The organism is Actinokineospora spheciospongiae, assembly GCF_003182415.1.
GTDB classification, from domain to species: Bacteria; Actinomycetota; Actinomycetes; order Mycobacteriales; family Pseudonocardiaceae; genus Actinokineospora; species Actinokineospora spheciospongiae.
On the sequence record NZ_QHCP01000005.1, the window covers coordinates 646,990 to 664,064 of the forward strand.

General features: G+C 71.5%; 13 protein-coding genes. 8 read left to right on the forward strand and 5 right to left on the reverse strand.

Annotated elements, in window-relative coordinates; genetic code table 11:
• From thyA to DFQ13_RS17155, 3 genes are read left to right on the forward strand one after another with little or no spacing between them, the layout of a single operon-like run.
• Window positions 1–894, forward strand: coding sequence for a thymidylate synthase (thyA, locus tag DFQ13_RS17145; RefSeq protein ID WP_110080484.1), 894 nt, complete (start codon window positions 1–3; stop codon window positions 892–894).
• Window positions 891–1,397, forward strand: a complete 507-nt coding sequence (locus tag DFQ13_RS17150; protein WP_035278306.1) for a dihydrofolate reductase — start codon at window positions 891–893, stop codon at window positions 1,395–1,397. The genes thyA and DFQ13_RS17150 overlap by 4 nt, the downstream gene beginning before the upstream one ends.
• A gap of 2 nt (window positions 1,398–1,399) precedes the next feature.
• Window positions 1,400–1,846, forward strand: a complete 447-nt coding sequence (locus tag DFQ13_RS17155; protein WP_110080485.1) for an HIT family protein — start codon at window positions 1,400–1,402, stop codon at window positions 1,844–1,846.
• Here the strand turns inward: DFQ13_RS17155 and DFQ13_RS17160 are convergent.
• Together DFQ13_RS17160 and DFQ13_RS17165 are read right to left on the reverse strand one after the other, a co-directional pair.
• On the reverse strand, window positions 1,821–2,687 hold the full coding sequence (locus DFQ13_RS17160; RefSeq protein WP_110080486.1) for a deoxycytidylate deaminase: 867 nt from the start codon (window positions 2,685–2,687) through the stop codon (window positions 1,821–1,823). The genes DFQ13_RS17155 and DFQ13_RS17160 overlap by 26 nt on opposite strands.
• Window positions 2,687–3,283, reverse strand: coding sequence for an adenylyltransferase/cytidyltransferase family protein (locus DFQ13_RS17165; protein WP_161784409.1), 597 nt, complete (start codon window positions 3,281–3,283; stop codon window positions 2,687–2,689). The genes DFQ13_RS17160 and DFQ13_RS17165 overlap by 1 nt, the downstream gene beginning before the upstream one ends.
• 719 nt (window positions 3,284–4,002) lie before the next feature.
• Between DFQ13_RS17165 and DFQ13_RS17170 the strand changes: the two genes are divergently transcribed.
• Genes DFQ13_RS17170 through DFQ13_RS17180 form a run of 3 tightly spaced genes read left to right on the forward strand, consistent with a single transcriptional unit; the run spans window position 4,003 to window position 9,135 of the window.
• Entirely contained in the window at window positions 4,003–4,650 is a 648-nt protein-coding gene (locus tag DFQ13_RS17170) for a hypothetical protein (RefSeq protein ID WP_035278309.1), read from the forward strand.
• A 13-nt stretch (window positions 4,651–4,663) separates the two neighbouring features.
• Window positions 4,664–6,148, forward strand: a complete 1,485-nt coding sequence (locus DFQ13_RS17175) for a glutamate--cysteine ligase family protein (RefSeq protein ID WP_110080487.1) — start codon at window positions 4,664–4,666, stop codon at window positions 6,146–6,148.
• Window positions 6,145–9,135, forward strand: coding sequence for an amidohydrolase family protein (locus DFQ13_RS17180; protein WP_110080488.1), 2,991 nt, complete (start codon window positions 6,145–6,147; stop codon window positions 9,133–9,135). Before DFQ13_RS17175 ends, DFQ13_RS17180 begins: the two co-directional genes overlap by 4 nt.
• A gap of 24 nt (window positions 9,136–9,159) precedes the next feature.
• Here DFQ13_RS17180 and DFQ13_RS17185 read toward each other — a convergent pair whose 3' ends face one another.
• Window positions 9,160–10,305: a histidine decarboxylase gene (locus DFQ13_RS17185; RefSeq protein WP_052020529.1), complete on the reverse strand. Its 1,146-nt coding sequence runs from the start codon at window positions 10,303–10,305 to the stop codon at window positions 9,160–9,162.
• 315 nt (window positions 10,306–10,620) lie between these two features.
• Here DFQ13_RS17185 and DFQ13_RS17190 point away from each other — a divergent pair, with 315 nt between their 5' ends.
• Window positions 10,621–11,952, forward strand: coding sequence for a hypothetical protein (locus DFQ13_RS17190; protein ID WP_110080489.1), 1,332 nt, complete (start codon window positions 10,621–10,623; stop codon window positions 11,950–11,952).
• A gap of 171 nt (window positions 11,953–12,123) precedes the next feature.
• A complete protein-coding gene (locus DFQ13_RS17195) occupies window positions 12,124–12,477 on the forward strand; it encodes a tellurite resistance TerB family protein (protein WP_110080490.1) in 354 nt (117 codons plus the stop codon).
• A 41-nt stretch (window positions 12,478–12,518) separates the two neighbouring features.
• Here DFQ13_RS17195 and DFQ13_RS17200 read toward each other — a convergent pair whose 3' ends face one another.
• Window positions 12,519–14,015, reverse strand: a complete 1,497-nt coding sequence (locus DFQ13_RS17200) for a serine/threonine-protein kinase (protein WP_110080491.1) — start codon at window positions 14,013–14,015, stop codon at window positions 12,519–12,521.
• Window positions 14,016–14,018: 3 nt separating this feature from the next.
• Window positions 14,019–17,069 carry a type I restriction endonuclease subunit R gene (locus DFQ13_RS17205; RefSeq protein ID WP_110080492.1) on the reverse strand — a complete coding sequence of 1,017 codons (3,051 nt, stop codon included), beginning with the start codon at window positions 17,067–17,069 and terminating at the stop codon, window positions 14,019–14,021.
• Between the last annotated feature and the right edge of the window lie 6 nt (window positions 17,070–17,075).

Sequence of the window (17,075 nt, forward strand, 5' to 3'; positions counted from 1 at the left end):
ATGGAGTACACGCCGTTCGAGCGACGTGACCCAGACGAGCAGTACCGGACGGTCCTGGCCAGGATCGTGGACGAGGGCGAAAAGGTCCCCACGAAACAGGGACCCCCGGCGTTGACCCTCATGCAGCAGGTGATGCGCTTCGAGTTGGGCAACGGTTTCCCGATGATCACCGAGCGGAGCGTGCGCTCTTTCTGGCGCAAGCCGATCGGTGAACTCTGCGCCTTCATCAACGGCGCGACCACCCTCGACGAATTCGAGGAATTCGGCTGCGACTGGTGGGGGGATTGGGCGACCCCGGCGAAGACGTCCTCCCGGGGCCTCCCGCCCGGCAACATCGGCCCGGGTTCCTACGGCGGCGCCTTCCACGACTTCCCCACCCTGGAATCCGGGCCCTTCGACCAGTTCGCCCACCTGGTGGAGCAGATCCGGGAACTGCCGGACGTCAGGACGCACTTCGTCAGCCCGTGGATTCCGCAGTACCAGGTCCGCGGCGCGGGCAAGCGACCGCGCACCACGATCGCGCCCTGCCACGGCTGGGTGCACGTGCGCGTGCTCAACGGCCGCCTGCACCTGCACATGTTCCAGCGCTCCGGTGACGTCCCGGTCGGGGTCCCCTCGAACATGATCCAGTACGCCGCGCTGACCCTCATGCTCGAACACCTGACCGGTGTCCCGGCGGGCGTCTACTACCACACCATCTCCGACGCGCACGTCTACGACGACCAGCTCGACCAGGTGAAGACGATCATCGGGCGCGAATCGCGGAGGCTGCCCACCGTGCTGCTCAACGACGCGGGGCGCGCCGTCACCGACATCCACGACTTCCGGGCCGAGCACTTCGACCTCGCCGACTACGAGCCGCACGGCGGCCTGCGCATCCCGGTGTCGCCGTGAGGACGTCCCTGATCGTGGCGGCGGACGAGAACGACGTGATCGGGCGGGACAACGCCCTGCCGTGGCACCTCCCGGTGGACCTCGCCAGGTTCAAGCGGCTGACGATGGGGCACGCGCTGGTGGCGGGCCGCCACACGCACGAGAGCATCCTCGACCGGCTCGGGAAGCCGCTGCCCGGCCGCTTCACCGCCGTGGTCACGGGCAAACCCGACTACGCGGCGGGCGCGGGCGCCGCGAGCCAGCCCAGTTGCCGATCGGCCCTCGGGCTCGCCCGGAGCGTGGAGGCGTTCGCGCAGCGCGACGAGGTCTTCGTCATCGGTGGGGCCCAGGTGTACGGGCAACTGCTCGACGACGTCGACCGGGTCTACCTGACGCGCGTGCACCAGCACCTGGACGACGGCGACGTCGCCATGCCCGCCGGGTGGCTGGGGGCGTTCGAGCTGACCGGTGGTGAGGAAAGCGGGGATTCCCGCTGCTCCTTCCTGACCTACGACCGGAGGTAGGCGTGGAGCTGTACTACCTGGGCAACTCCCGCCTGGAGGAGCAGCGCGCGGAGATGATCAGGCTGGAAGAGGCGGGCGTGTGCCTCTTCTGCCCCGGACACCGCCCCCAGGACCAGGTACCGCTCCTGCGCACCGACCACTGGTCGGTCATGCCCAACCGGTACCCGTACCAGGGCACCCGCGTGCACCTGATGCTCGTCCCGGACGAACACGTCACGGACATGGCCGACCTGTCCGGGGAAGCCCAGGCGGACTTCTGGCCCACCCTGCGCTGGACGCGCGACCGCCACGGGCTCACCCACTACGGCATCGGCGTCCGCAACGGCGAATCCCGCTTCACCGGTGGGACGATCAAGCACCTCCACGTGCACGTCCTCACCGGGGACGTCGACGACCCGGGACACACCCCGGTGCGGATGAAGTTCAGCTCGCGCCCCCGGGAGGACTGAGCGCGGCGGTGTCCACCCAGACCAGCTCCACGCCCGCGGCGCGCAGGATCGAATCGCCGTCGAGCATCGAGTACGGGCCCGCGAAGTAGCAGCGGCGGAACCCGACCTCCGCGATCATCCTGGCGCACCCCGGGCACGGGAAGGTCGAGACGTAGAGGTCCGCGCCCGCGAGCTGTTCGCCCGACCCGGCCGCCCGGGCGACGAGCAGGGCCTCGGCGTGGATCGCCGTGGACAGATCGATGCGGACACCGCGGCTGAAGTCGTTGCGCGGGTCACCGTCGAGGTAGGGCGTGTACTCGCTGGGGCGGTGCTGGTTGTGCTCGACACCGACGACCCTCCCGTCGCGCACGGCGACCGCGCCGACCTGCCGCCACCAGTCGGAGCTCAGCGCCGCGGCCCCCGCCGCCCGCGCCATCACGGCGAGGTCCCCGGCGTCCGCCGTCACCACCCCATCGTAGTCCGGGGGGCGCTGGGCCAGGCTCCAGCTCCGGTCCCACCGCAGGAAGGTGCGCTCGTAGATGAGCTTGCGCTCCGAGTCCAGCCCGTGCCGGGCGACCAGGTCGCGGATGATCTCCTCGTCCGGGACCACCAGCAGGTCGGCGACGACGGCGTCGGCCAACCCGTCCCGCTCGACGACGGACACCGGGGGCCGGTCGCCCGACCCCCGCAGGTACCCCGCCGCGACCTCCGGGGCCAGTGCCCGGATCTCCTTCTTCAAGGCCGGGTAGTCCTCGGCGAAGCTGGTGCCCAGGAGCAGGATTTCGTCGGCGTCGGCGTGCCGGGAGAAGAACGCCTCGTACCCGGCGTGCAGGACCGGCAGGTACAGCAGGAGCTGCTTCATCAGGTCTTCCGGAACTCGTCGATCACGTCGTGGATCAGGTCGGGCAGCCGCTCGGCGAGGTGCTCGGACATGCGTTCGGCGAGGCCGAGCTGCAACAGCCGCAACCGCGCCGAGGTGCTCACCGTGGCCATCCGGTCCAGCACCTCGACGTGCCCGCAGTACTTCTCCTCCAGCTCGGCGATCTCCTCGGCCGAGTACGTCTCCGCGGTGGCGACCAGGACATCGGGCCGCACGGCGGAGATGAGCGACCACCGGGGCTCGTCGACGTGCTTGAGCGTCACCAGACCGACCCCGCGCTGGTGGGTGAGCATCCGCAGCCGCTCCGCCTCCGGCACCGCGGGCCGCCACGGCCCCTTGCGCTTGCGCACCTTCTCGTCGCTGTCCACGCCGACGATGAGGAAGTCCCCGAACCGCCGGGCGGCTTCCAGGTACATCGAATGGCCCTCGTGCAGGATGTCGAAGGTGCCGCTGGTGAGGACCACCTTCATCCCCAGGACGCGCAGCGCCTCCGCGATCTGGCTGATGGTCGCGTAATCCGACACGTAGCGGACGTCGAAGTTGGACGCGTCGGCAAACAATCCGCTGTTCGGAGCCATCAGTCTTCTTCCGCGCAGGTGAGCTGTCGATTCCGGGAAAGCACCGCGGCAGGCGGGCGGACGACGGCCCGGTGCCCGGATTCCACCCGCACAGCGCCTCCCGCCGATCGCCTCGTCGCCCATCCGGCAATATGCCGTGCGTCACTCCACCGGAGCACGGACTTCGCCGATGCTACGCCGCGCCCGGAAGTGCTGCGGCGGGCAGGTCGCTGCGAAACGCCGATCACGATCAACACCCGCGCCACCCCGAAACCGCCGCGCCGCCGCCCGCCGGTCCTGGCTGGCCGGGCTGACCTGGACCTGCCGGGCTGACGAGATCACCGAGGTGGCCCGTGCACCGCCGGGGTGGAGCGGAAAGCGAGACGTCACGCCATCGGAAGATGGGGTGAGCGTGGCTGCGGGGCACGGGGACGCGCTGGAGCGGGCAAGCACGGCGACAGGACACACTGCGTGCCAGGCATCTGTCAGTTTCCACCGATCAGGTGGGCATCGGGTTCGGAAGGACCAGTGGTCTCGTCGACCGCGCACGCGTGGTGTGCGACCACCTTCCTGCCTCTGTCGGAATGCTGGTGAGGTGTTCCGTCGGCGGTTCAACAGGTTTCAACAGGAACTTCTCCGCGTCTCTTGTTCGATTTGCTCGTGCCGGTGTTGACTCGGTGGGGAACTTCGATCGACACGACGGTTGATTCCCGGCCATCGATGCGGAGGAGGATATTGCGGTGGACGCCGGTACGCTCGTGAACGAGCTCGACCTCCCGGTCCGGCAGCACGTGGAGAACAACGAATTCCTCGCCGCCGCGCGGAACGGGCGATTGGACGAGAAGCAGGTCCAGCGGCTGGTGCAGGTCGAATTCCAGACGCAGGAGGCGGAGTTCGCGACCTACCCGCTGTTGGCCGTGCGGTTCCGGCACGAGGTGCCCGCGGGCCTGTTCGTCCACGTCGCCGACACGATTCTGCGGGCCAGGCGGTTCCTGGTGCGGGACGTGGTGGGCGCGGTGGGGCTGGACGTGGAGGAGTTGCGGCGCGCACCGTTGTCGACGGCGACGCGGGAAGCAGCGGACATGTTCTCCTGGATGGGGTTGCACGCCGGTGCCGGTGAGGCGGCGCTGGTCGCCCGGACCGATTTCCTGCTGTGGACGGCGGCGTGCGCCGCGCTGCTGGACGTCCTGCCCGGCAGCGGCGTCCCGGAGGTGCTGATCTCGTACCTGGAGCAGTACGCCGAGCCGCCCGCGGCGGTCGTCGACGGCGCGGTGGAGGTCGTGGACTTCGCGTTGGCCGCGGGCGAGGAGGCGGACCGGGTGGTCCGCAGCGCGCCGGGGGTGGAACCGATGCTCGGCACCCTGTGGCACTTCGCCGCGGCGGGCTGAGCGGCACCCCCCGATGGGCGTGCGGATCGACACCGAGGCGTTCACCGACCGCGACCGCGAGGTCTTCCGCCGTCGCCTGGAGGACTCGCTGGTCGTGCTGGACACCGTCCTGCGGCGGCCCGGTTTCGGCGGACCCCCCGACACGGTGGGCGCGGAGTTGGAGGTCTTCCTCGTCACCGAGGACGGCACCCCGGCGCCGGTGAACCTGGAGGTGATCGCCGCGGCGGGCGACCACCGGCTCACCCACGAGGTCGGCCGCTACAACCTGGAGCTCAACCTGACCCCCGGGCGCGTCGCGGGCAGGCCGTTCACCGCCCTGCGGGCCGAGGTCGGGGCGGTGCTGCGACTGGTGGCCGACGCGGGCGGGCGGTTCGGGGCACTTCCCCTGACCACCGGGATGCTGCCGACCCTGCGCCCTGGCGACTTCGGCCGCGACATGATCACCGACGTGCCGCGGTACCGGGTGCTCGACCGGGAGCTGCGCCGCCGCAGGGACGCGCCGTTGCGCATCGGCATCAGCGGCGCGGACGAGTGCGTCATCGAGGCGGACTCCATCGCGGTGCAGGCCGCCTGCTGCTCGTGGCAGGTCCACCTCACCGCGGCCCCGGACCGGTTGGCGATCACCCACGACGCGGTGCAACTGGCGACGGCGCCGCTGCTCGCGGTGTCCGGGAACTCGCCGCTGCTGCTGGGGCGGCGGCTGTGGTCGGAAACCAGGATCGCCCTGTACGAGCAGGGGATGGGCGACCACGCCACCGCCGCCGCGACCGGGACCCTGCCCCGGGTGACCTTCGGTTCCGGGTGGACGGACGCGGCGACGGGGGTCTTCGCGGACGTGGTGCGCAACCACGACGTCCTCGTTCCCGAGGTGTCCGACGAGGACCCGCTGACAGCGCTGCGGCGGGGCCGCGTCCCGGGCCTGGACGAGCTGCGCCTGCACCAGAGCACCGTGTGGCGGTGGAACCGCCCGGTGTACGACCCGGCGGGCAACGTGCGGGTCGAGGCGCGCGCCCTGCCCTCCGGCCCCACCCCGGTCGACATGGCGGCCAACGCGGCGTTCCTGGTGGGGCTGAGCAGGCACCTGGCCACCACGGGGAGCGGGTTCACCGCCGCCGTGCCGTTCGACGCGGCGAAGGACAACTTCCACCGGGCCGCGGCGATCGGTCCCCGGGCGCTGCTGCGGTGGCCGTTCCCCGGTGGCCTCCGCGTGCTCCCCGCCGCCGACCTGGTGCGCGCGCTGCTCCCGGCGGCGGCCGACGGGCTGCGCGACCTCGGCGTCGACCGCGCCGAGGTCGACCGGTACCTGTCGGTGCTGGAGCACCGCGCCGCCACCGGACGGACCGGCGCGCGGTGGCAGCGGGGCGCCTTCGAGGCGCTGCGGCGGCGCTCGTCCACCGAACGGGCGCTGCGCGAGTCGGTCCACCGCTACCGCGAACTGAGCACCACCGATGAGCCGGTGCACACCTGGCCGGCCCCGTCCCGAGGAGCACCCTGGTGAGCACCCCGCCCCCCGCCGCCGACCTGCAGGTCGACTTCCCCTTCGACTACGCCGCCCACGTGGCGGGCGGGCGGCGCATCGGTCGCCTGCCCGCGAGCGCCCTGGGCACCCGCGTCGCGGTGATCGGCACCGGCGGCAGCGGGTTGACCGCCGCCTACGAACTGCTCCGCGTGGGCGCCACCCCGATCCTGTACGAGGCCGAGCGCTCCCCGGACGGCCCCGGCGGCAGGCGGTTGGGCGGGCGGATGCACTCGCGGCGGCTGGCCCCCGCCGACAGCGCGGTGGTGGAACTGGGGTGCATGCGCGCCCCCGACTCCGCCCGGCTGCTGCGGCACTACGCCGACCTGTTCGGCCTGCACTGGCAACCCTTCCGCGACGAGTACGCCCCGGGCACCACCCCGCGCACGGTCCTCGACGTCGACGGCCGCACCCGCGCCGTCGGCGAGATCACCGACCTGTACCCCGAGGACGAGGTGTTCCGGCAGGCGCACACCCGGTGGCTGGAAGCGCTGGAGCGGATCGGGCTCACCGACCTGCGCCGGGCGGTGGCCGCGCGGGACCCGGAGGGGATTCGGCGGCGGTGGGCGGCCCTGCTCGGCCGCTACGAGCAGTGGACCTTCCACCGCTTCCTGCTCGACCCCGACGGCGCCGGGCTGACCTGGGACCAGGCCCGCGTGCTGGGCACCGCCGGGGTGGGCACGGCGGCCTGGGACTGCTTCTTCGGACTCGCGTTCACCGAGGTCGCGCGGCTGCTGCTGGCCACGGAGGGCGCCGAGGTGTTCCACCTGCGCGAAGGCATGGCCGCGGTGGCCGACGGGTTCTGGGAGCACCGCACCGGCCTGCCCGACGGCCGCTTCACCAGCCTGGCGGAGGTCAACGACGGGGCGCCGCGGCCGGGGGTGGTCACCCTGGAGGTTGGCGAGGACGCCACCGAGGGCGTGGTCGTGCACGACGAGGACGGCCGGGCGGACTGGTTCCCCGCCGTCGTCTTCACCCCGCAACTGCACGTGCTGGAGACCTCCGTGCGGGTCCGCCCGCTGCGCCCCGGCGGCGCACCGCCCTTCGGGCCCAGGTTGCTGCGCGCCATCCGCAGGCTCAGCTACTGGCAGTCGGCCAAGACCGTCCTGGTGACCGAAACGCCGTTCTGGACCGGCACCAGCCTCGACGGGGTCACCCTGACCGACCGGTTGCCGCGCGCGACCTACACGATGGACTTCGGCGAGCCGAGGGAGCCGGGCGGCAGGCGGTCGGTGCTCGTGCTCAGCTTCACCTGGGCCGAGGACTCGATGAAGGTCGCCTCCTCCACCCTGGAGGAACGGGTGGGGGCGTTCGTCGACGAGCTGTGCGAGATCCACCCGGAGGTGGCCGAGGAGCTGCGCCGCCAGGTCGCCGCGGGCGTCACCCGCACCATCTCCTGGGAGGGGGAGCGCAACTTCAAGGGCATCTGCCGGTTCTCGCGGCCGGGGGAGTACCCCTACCAGTGGGACCTGTTCTCGCACTTCGTGAAAGGCGCCGCGGGCGTGCCGGGCGAGCCGGCCAACCCGCTGTTCCTGGCGGGCGACGACGTGTCGTGGTCCCCCGGGTGGCTCGACCACGCCATGGCCTCCGGGCTGAACGCGGCCTGGGGCGTGCTGCACTGCCTGGGCGGCAAGACCACGTCGGACAACCCGGGACCCGGCGACGTCTGGCAGCGCGAGCACCACCGCCCGCTGACGCCCGCCGAGGTCGTGGACCGGCAGGTGCCGAGCCGACCGCCCACCACGACCAGCCCCCGCGACACCGCCCACGACGAGTTCGTGGTGACCGCCGACCGCCTGTGGGACGGGGAGCGCATGCGCCCGGCCGCCGAGGCGCGGGTGCTGGTGCGACAGGGGCGGGTCGAGCAGGTGGGCGCGCGGGTGACCGGGTCGCCGACAGCGCAGAGCATCGACCTGCCGGGGCACACGCTGCTGCCGGGCCTGGTCGACTGCCACGTGCACGTGCTGGACGAATCGCTGAACACCGCCTCCATCGGGGAGCAGACCCTCCGGGCGCTCCCGGCGATGCGGACGCTGCTGGACAACGGGTTCACCACGGTCCGCGACCTGGGCAGCGCCGACTACCCCAGCACGATCGACCTGCGCCAGGCGGTCGAGGAAGGTCTGGTCGTCGGGCCTCGCCTGCTCACCGCGCCCAACATCATCTCCGCCCGGGGCGGGCACGGTGACAAGGAACCGGACCTCACCACCCGGTTCGGCATCGAGGTCGGCACCCTGGCCGACGGCACCGCCGAGGTGGTCGCCCAGGTCCGCAGGCAGGTCCGGGCGGGCGCCGACTGGATCAAGTTCGCCGCCAGCGGCGGGTTCGGCACGCCCTCGGACCACCCGGCCGCGGTAACCTACACGCAGGCCGAGATGACCGCGCTGGTCGCCGCCGCCACCGACCTGGGGCTGCCGTGCGCGGTGCACGCGTTCAACGACGAGGCGGTGCGCCGCGCGGTGCGCGCCGGGGTGCGCTCGGTCGAGCACGCGAACCTGGCGGGCGCCGACACCCTCGCGCTGCTCGCCGAACGCGACATCTACCTGGTGCCCACGCTGCACGTGGTGTTCCACCACGTCGACCGGCTCGACGACGAGGACTTCTGGGAGGGCAAACCGGATGTCCTGCGCGCCAAGTTCCGCGACTGCGCGGAGTCGCTGCGGTCCTCGGCCGCCCTCCTGGCCGACAGCGACGTGCGACTGGCCTTCGGCACCGACGCCAGCGTGATCCCCTACGCGGACACGTGGCGGGAGTTCACCACCATGGCGCGGGTCGGCATCGGGGCCGAGCGGATTCTCAGGTCGGCGACGTCGGTGGCGGCCGACCTGCTGCGTCAACCCGACCTCGGCCGGGTGCGGCCCGGCGCGGTCGGCGACCTGGTCGCGGTCCCCGGCGACCCCACCGAGGACATGGGCGTCATGGGCGAGGTGGACTTCATCATGCAGGCGGGCACCGTGCGCAAGCCCTGAACCCCGGACCGCGTCCCCAGCGGGTCAACCGAGGTCGGCCAGCTCCGCGCACAGCTCGTCGACCTGCTGTTCGGTGACGTGCGGCATGACCACCAGCGCGGCGTGCTCCTCGTCGTGCACCAGGTGCCAGCGGCGGCAGAAGTCCGCCGGGGGCCGGTCGAACAGCACGATGGTCCCCCCGCGCGCCCGGCTCGGGTTGCGGCCCACCTCGGCGAGCCCGCGCTGGGCGTGGGCGGCGGTGCGGTGGCACCGGCGGGCCAGGTCGGCCACCCCGCGCCTGCCCAGTCGGCGGAGTTCGTGCCACAGCAGCACCGGCGCCAGCGCGTCCCGCGAACCGGTGATGGTGTCGTCGTCGGACCCGACGGCGACCCCTTCCGCGCGGATGGTGGCGACGTCGGCCTCCGGGACCAGGACCACCCCGCAGGGCACCGGGCACCCGATCACCTTGTGCCCGCTCATGGCGACGCTGTCGGCCCCCGAGGCGAGGTTCCACGGGATCGCCTCGTCGCCGAACTCGGCCAGGATGCCGCCGAAGGCCGCGTCGCAGTGCACCCAGCTCCGCTCGACCCCCGCCGCCGCGAGCGCGCGGCGCACCCCGGGCAGGTCGTCCACCGCGCCGCGCCCGGTCGTGCCGATCGTCACCGCGACCACCGCCGCCCGACCGGGGTGCCGGGCCAGTTCCCCGACCAGGGCCGTGGTGTCCAGCGTGCCGTCGGGCCGGGTGCGCACCGCGACGTGGGGCATCCGCAGCAGCCTGGCCAGCTTCGGCAGCGAGTAGTGCGCCTCGGCCGAGGCGTAGAGCACCGCGTCGGGGTGGCGTTCCCGCGCCACCCACACCGCGAACGTGTTGCTCTCGGTGCCGCCGCTGGTGAGGTAGCCGAACACCCGGGACGGGTCGCCACCGGCCAGGGCGGTGAAGAAGTCCAGCACCGCCACCTCGAACGGCTTGGTGTCGATCCGGTACGCGCTCTCCGCGCGCGGGTTGCCGACGTTGTTGCCGTGCACGGCGAGGAATTCCGCCAGGGGGCGGCAGTCGAAGTCGAGGTTCACCGGGAAGCCCACCATGCGCTCGCTCTCCGCGCGCATCCACCGCACCGCCTCCGCCAGCGGGTCGACGTCCGGGTTCGCGTCCTCGCCGATGCGGAGCCGGTCGGGGTCGAAGAGTTCCACGGTCGTCCACCTCCACCGGGATCGTGAATGCCAATGTAGTGGCGTGCAGGAGAGGGCGGCAGGGCCATTCAGGCTGTTCGCCGGGTTGTCGGCATCCCAAGAGGAATATTCCGCCCCGGCTGGCCGGTTCCTGTTGTCCCGCAGCACTTGTGGCCGGTTGGCACTGGCCGCCGCCTCACCCGAAGGAGCTATGGTCGCGGTGGGAGGGCCGTGCTTGAATGAAAAAGGCGGGATCTCCGGAAATCGGTCAGGTATTTGTTCGGCACGCCGGTTTCGGGCCGGTGTGGCGGTCGAAGCTGTCAGGAGAACTGGACGTTGCGCAAGAACACGCCCAACGAAGCGCTGCGCGCCCTCCTCGGGGAGGCTCGGTGGACCGGGCACAGCTTCGCCCTCGCGGTCAACCGGGTGGCCCTGGAGGCGGGCGTCGTCCTGCGCTACGACCGGACCGCGGTGGCGCACTGGCTGTCGGGGAGCCGCCCGCGCCCACCGGTCCCCGAGTTCGTCGCCCAAGCGCTGTCCCGCCGCCTCGGCCGACCGGTCTCGGTGGCCGACACCGGCCTGCGCGCCGCGTCCGCCTGCCCGGCCGAACCGGCCGCCGACAAGGCATCCGCCGCCTCCGCGCTCCTCCAGCTCATCACGGCGGACCTGGACCCGGCGTGCCGCAGCGCCCTGTGCCGACAGCCGTTCCGGGTGGAGTGGGCGGCGACCCCCGCGTGGACCGGTGGCCGGGCGGGCCGCGATCCCCGCCCCGCCCGGGTGTGCGCCGTCGAACGCGAGACCGCCGAGGCGATCAGCGCCATGCGGCGCGCCTTCGCCACCGCCGACCAGGCGTTCGGCGGCGGGCACGCCCGGCTCGCGCTGGCCGCCTACCTCGCCACCGACGTCACAACCTGGTTGTTGGCGTGCCCCGAGGACAACCACCGCACCCTGTTCGGCGCGACGGCCGCACTGACCCACCTGACCGGTTTCATGTGCTTCGACAACCTGCACCACAACCTGGCCCAGCGCTACTACCGGGCAGCGCTGCGCCTGGCGGACGAAGCGGGCGACGCGACGGCGCACGCGCTGGTCCTGCGCGGCATGAGCGTGCAGGCCTGGTTCCTGGGCCACTACCGCCAAGCGGCCTGCCTGGCCGACGCGGCGGTGGACCGCGTGGGCGGCCGGGCCGCACCCGGCGCGCGGGCGGCGATCCTCGGCCAGGCGGCCGTCGCCCACGCCGCGCTCTCGCACCGCGGCACCGCCCTGTCCCGCCTGGCCGAGGCCGAGGGATGCCTGGACGAGGCCGAGGAACCGCCCGCCCAGCGGACCGACCGGGCGGACCTGGCCCACCTGACCGGCCAGGCCCTGGTGTTCCTCCGCGCCAGCCACCGGGCCGAAACCGCGCTGCGCGACTCCCTGCGCCACCGCCCGGAAGCCGAACGCCGCTCCCGCATGCTCACCATCCACCACCTCGCCGACCTGCAACTGCGCCAGGGCCGCCTGGAGCAGTCCTGCGCCACCTGGCACCGCTTCCTCGACGACTACCCCCGCATCCACTCCGCCCGCGTCGACCTCGCCTTCCGCACCTTCCGGCGAAAGCTGAGCGCACACCGCGACAACACCACCGCGCGCGACGCCCTGCACCGAGCCGCCCGCGTCGCCGGGTGACGAACACCCCACGACCGCCCTCACCGAGGCCCCCGCCCGCACGGCTCCCGACACACCAGAGGATGACAGCGGTGCCCCGTCCCGGTGACGCCACAACTGATGATCTCGTGCGGGTGTCCCACCCGGTGCTCTGATCCGCCCCGCGCGTGCACACGACCGGGAGGGACCCACATGTCCGACCACGAGGTTCTCGAAATCAGCGACTTCGGCAAGGATGCCTACGGCCTCAGCTCCGCCCCCGCGGCGGCGATGGTCAACTACGGCAAGGCGCTGCTGGTGATCGCGGGCGCGGACGGCGAGGTCAGCCGGGCGGAGTTGGACTGGCTGCGCACCCACCAGCGCAAGTTCGGCGCCACCGACGAGGTCATCGCCGAGTACGAGACCTTCGACCACCGGACCGCCGACCTCGCCGGAATCCTCGCAGGCATCTCCACCGACGTCGAACTCACCCTGCACGCCCTGATCGACATGGAGAAGGCCGTCCACAACATGCGAGCCGCCATCTTCCACGTCGACGTGCTCTGACACCACCCGACTGCGGCACCCGGCAATCCCGCCGGGTTGTATCAGCCGGTGAACCGACTCAGCATGGCTCGCAGTTCGACTCGCCGTGGATGTGAATCCCCGAGATCGAGGAGGAGTGAACGGACAAGGGCTGCCGCCTCGCCTACACCGCCTGCTGATGCCTGCAACTTGGCCGCCTCCCGGCGCAGTTCGACCACCTCGTCATGAGTGGCACCGAGTTTCCGCTGCTGAATCCGCAAGACCGGTTCCAGGTGTTCCAGGGCTTCCGGTGCGCGGCCGAGGGCGGCGTGGCAGACCGCGATCTGCAGTCGCCAGTGCAGGACATCCGAATCCTCGGCTGCCCGCTCGGGCCCGATTTCGTCGATCAACAGCTCGTACTCCGCGAGAGCGCGGGCGTAGTCGCCGCCGAGCAGCAGGGTGTTCGCGAGTTGCAGTCGAGCGCCCCGCCGCTGGGTGCGCGGGTGTTCGCCCGCGCCTGCCCGTTCCAGGAGGTCTTCCAGCAACTCCGCTGCCTGGGTGAACCGACCTGCCATGGCCAGTTCGGCCGCCTCGTCACGAGTTCCGGCGAAGTCCAGCGTGTGCGGCGCGGCAGGCACCGGCTCGCGAGAGGCGCTGCGGCTGCGCGGGGCGAACGGATGCCGGTACGGGCGAGTGGGGTCGGAAGGCCTCGACGGTCCTCCGGTTCCGGTACTCGGTCCCGGAGTGGGGAGGAAGGGCAGCAGGCGCTCGTACACCTCCTGTGCGTCTGCCGGGCGATCCTCGGGTGCCTTGGCCAGCAGTCGCAGGACCAGTTCCTCGATGGCGGCCGGTGTGTCGGCTCGGTGCGCCCGCAGCCGCGGCGGTGGCTCCTCCACGTGCTGCCGCATGGCGGGGTAGGTGCCCTCGGCGGTGAAGGGGCGAGTACCCGCCAGGAGTTCGTGCAGGATGCACCCGAGGGAGTACAGATCACTGCGCGGGCTGGGCACGCCGCCGAGGACCTGCTCCGGTGACATGTAGGCGGGGCTGCCGATGGCCTCTCCGGTCGTCGTCAGCCGGGTCAGGTCCGTTTCGAGCAGCGTCGCGACGCCGAAGTCCAACACGGTGACCGTTCCGTCCGGCCTGACCATCACGTTGCCGGGTTTGAGATCACGGTGGACCAGGGAGACGGCGTGCGCGGCGGCCAGCACGGACGCGACCTGCGCGGCCACGGCCACTGCCCAGTCCACCGGAACCGGCTGGTGCTGGACGAGGAAATCGCCCAGGTCGATCCCGGGTACGAGTTGCATCACCAGGTACAGCTCGTCGCCCTGCGCGCCCGCGTCGAACACCGCGGGCACGCCCGGGTGTTCCACGCGTGCGGTGAGCCGGGCTTCGCGCAGGAACCGCTTCGCGAGAGTGGTGCGGTCCGAGCCGAGCGGCAGCACATCGGGGCGCAGCAGCTTGACGGCGACCGGCCGGTCCAGCCGCTTGTCGTAACCGGACCACACCTCGCCCATCCCGCCGCGGCCGATCGGCGAGGTGAGTTCGTAGCGCTGGTCCAGGGTCCGTCGCGCGGTCATGGATCAGGCCACGTCCCGGCGCAGCGACTCGTAGGCGTAGCGGCGGGCGATGCTCTTCAACTCGGAGTTGAACTGCGGGTCGTCAGCGAACATCTGCACCGCCTTGGTGTCGTTCTCGATGCGCTCGTACAGCTTGTCCTCGAACACCTCGTCGAAGACGTGCCCGAAGTTCTCCTCGTCGTTGGCGAACGCGGCGGCCTTCACCCGGGGTTCGGCCATCGCGGCTTCCGCCGAGCCGCGCACGATGTCGCTCTCCCCGAGGTTGCTGCCGAACCGCTCGTTGAGTTCGGCGATCAGCTCGGCCAGCGACGCGACGGGGCGCTCGTTCTGACCACCGGCGCCGTCGCCGGTGAAACCCGGGAGCACCTGCTCCCCCTCGGGGTCGAGTGCCAGGTCGTGCTCTCCGGTCCGGCCGATCCTCAGGTGGGTGAGGTCGACCTGGCCGAGGTCGATACCCGGGTCCTGCCGACGCGCGAGCTGCGGCAGGAGCATCTTGCCGTACACGTACAGCCGCTCCAGCGACCGTTCGGTGAACCCGATCACCTGGGCGAGGAAACCGTACTTGCGGACGAAGTCGCGGAGGGACGACCGGAACTCCTCAGCCCGTTCACCGTCGTCTTCGAGCAGTTGGGCGAACCGATCGCGCGCGGGGTGGGTGAGTCGGTACAGCTCCGCGTGCGCCCGGTCCCACTTCGTCCGGTCACCCGCGAATCGCTGGGCCCGTTCGTACTCGGTGGCGAAGGCCTCCATCTCCGACTCCACGAGCAGTTGCTGGTCCATCACCGCTCGCTGCGCGTCGTAGATGAGGTTCGGGTCGGTCGGCGTGGTGATCGTGGCCTCGAAGTACGGCCGGAAGGCCGCCTGGATGTCCTCGGCCGCGTTGGCCAGGTCGAGGACGAACAGGTCGTCCTGCCCCTTCCGCGGGTGAGTGCGGTTCAACCGCGACAGGGTCTGCACGGCAGCCACGCCCTTGAGCGACTTGTCGACGTACATCGTGGTCAGCAGCGGCTGGTCGAACCCCGTCTGGTACTTCTCGGCCACGACGAGAATCCGGTACTCGGGCTTGGGGTTCGCCGCCGCGTTCTCGTCGTCCGCGCGGGTGTAGGCGAACGCCTTCGGCAGGGCCGCCTCGCCGAAGCCGTTCATCGAGGCCTCGGTGACGGTGTCCGCGTCGAGGTTGTCCACCTTCACCTCGCCCGAGAACGCCACCAGTGCGCCGCAGTTCTCGTAACCGCGCATGTCGACGTAGTCCTTGATCTTGCGGTACAGCTTGACCGCGTGCTCGCGGGAGCGGGTCACCACCATCGCCTTCGCCCGACCACCGAGGCGGCCGCGGGTGTGCTTGATGAAGTGCTCGACGATGAGCTCGGCGCGCTGCTGGAGGCTGGCCGGGCTCAACACGGCGAACCTGGCCAGGGCGGCGCTGGCCTTGCGCTCGTCGACCTCGCGGTCGTCGTCCCCACCGGTGAGTCGCCAGTAGGTCTGGTAGGTGACGTAGTTGCGGAGCACGTCGAGGATGAATCCCTCGTCGATGGCCTGGCGCATGGAGTAGATGTGGAACGGGCGCACGGTGTCGCCCGTCCGCACGCCGAAGAGTTCGATGGTCTTCGGCTTGGGCGTCGCGGTGAACGCGAAGTAGGACAGGCTCTGGTGCCGCCCACGCGCGAACGCCGCCGCTGTCAGCGGGTCGTCGTCCTCGTCGATGTCCTCGCTGCCGAGCTTGGTCAGCACCCGCTTGAGCGCCGCCGCGGACTCCCCGGACTGGGACGAGTGCGCCTCGTCGACGATGATCGCGAACCGCTTTCCGCGCAGCCCGTCCACCTTCTCCAGCACGAACGGGAAGGTCTGCAGGGTGACGATCAGGATCTTGGTCGTCTCGCCCGCCAGGGCGCTGCTGACCTGCTCGGACTTGGAGCCCTCCGCCTTGTCGCTGATCTTGGTGACCACCCCCGCGCGGTGCTCGAACTGGTAGATGGTGTCCTGCAACTGCCGGTCCAGCACCGCCCGGTCGGTGATCACGACGACCTTGTCGAAGACCTGCTCGTTGTCCGGGCCGTGCAGGTTGGACAGCCGGTGGGCGAGCCAGGCGATGGTGTTCGACTTGCCCGACCCGGCCGAGTGCTGCACCAGGTAGTTGTGCCCCGAGCCGTGCTCGGCCGCATGCGCGATCAAGCTGCGCACCGCGTGCCACTGGTGGTAGCGGGGGAAGATCAGCTCTCGGGCGTGCGGCCCGGGCCTGCGACCGCCGCGCTGCGGGGTGCCCTCCTCCAGGTGCACGAAACGGCGGACGATGTCGAGCCACGCCTCCGGCTGCCAGACCTCCTCCCAGAGGTAGGAGGTCCGGTACCGGCCGGGTTCCGCACCCGGGTTGCCCGCGCCACCATCCTTCCCCGGCCCTGCCGACCCGGTGTTGAACGGCAGGAAGCGGGTCTTCTCACCGGCCAGGCGTGTGGTGAGGAAGACCAGGTCGGGGTCGACCGCGAAGTGCACCAGCGCCCGTTTGGCGAACAGCGGCTCCCGCGGGTCGCGGTCGCGGCGGTACTGCTCCTTCGCGTGCTCGACGTTCTGCCCGGTCAGGGGGTTCTTCAGCTCGGCCGTGGCGACCGGAACGCCGTTGACGAACAGCGCCAGGTCGAGTTCCCTGCCGCGATCCCGGGTGGAGTACGCGAGTTGGCGGGTCACCGACAGCCGGTTCCGCCGGTAATCGACCAGGGCGTCGTCGGCGAGGGTGTGCGCGGGGCGGAAGTAGGCGAGGCGGATCAGGTGCCCGCGGTCGCGCACGCCGTGGCGCAGCACGTCGACCGCTCCGCGCTTGTCGATCTCCTTGGCGAGGAACCGGCCGAACTGGCGCATCTGCTCGTCGGTGTCGTTGCCGTAGTGCGCTCTCAGCCTGCCCCAGACGTCGTCCTGCGTCGCCCCGATGAAGCTGAACAACTGGTCGGTGTCCAGACCGAGTTCCCGGTTGTAGCCGTCGCGCTGCCCCCGTTGCCACCCGGCGGCGACCATGGCCGCCTCGATGGCGTCCTCGAACGCCCGTTCCGTGTGCACTGCCATCGATAC

What these genes read in the sequence shown, in the direction of transcription:
- thyA (WP_110080484.1), top strand. Translation starts at nt 1, where the DNA reads ATGGAGTACACGCCGTTCGAGCGACGTGACCCAGACGAGCAGTACCGG.
- DFQ13_RS17160 (WP_110080486.1), bottom strand. Translation starts at nt 2,687, where the DNA reads ATGAAGCAGCTCCTGCTGTACCTGCCGGTCCTGCACGCCGGGTACGAG.
- DFQ13_RS17165 (WP_161784409.1), bottom strand. Translation starts at nt 3,283, where the DNA reads ATGGCTCCGAACAGCGGATTGTTTGCCGACGCGTCCAACTTCGACGTC.
- DFQ13_RS17175 (WP_110080487.1), top strand. Translation starts at nt 4,664, where the DNA reads ATGGGCGTGCGGATCGACACCGAGGCGTTCACCGACCGCGACCGCGAG.
- DFQ13_RS17195 (WP_110080490.1), top strand. Translation starts at nt 12,124, where the DNA reads ATGTCCGACCACGAGGTTCTCGAAATCAGCGACTTCGGCAAGGATGCC.
- DFQ13_RS17200 (WP_110080491.1), bottom strand. Translation starts at nt 14,015, where the DNA reads ATGACCGCGCGACGGACCCTGGACCAGCGCTACGAACTCACCTCGCCG.
- DFQ13_RS17205 (WP_110080492.1), bottom strand. Translation starts at nt 17,069, where the DNA reads ATGGCAGTGCACACGGAACGGGCGTTCGAGGACGCCATCGAGGCGGCC.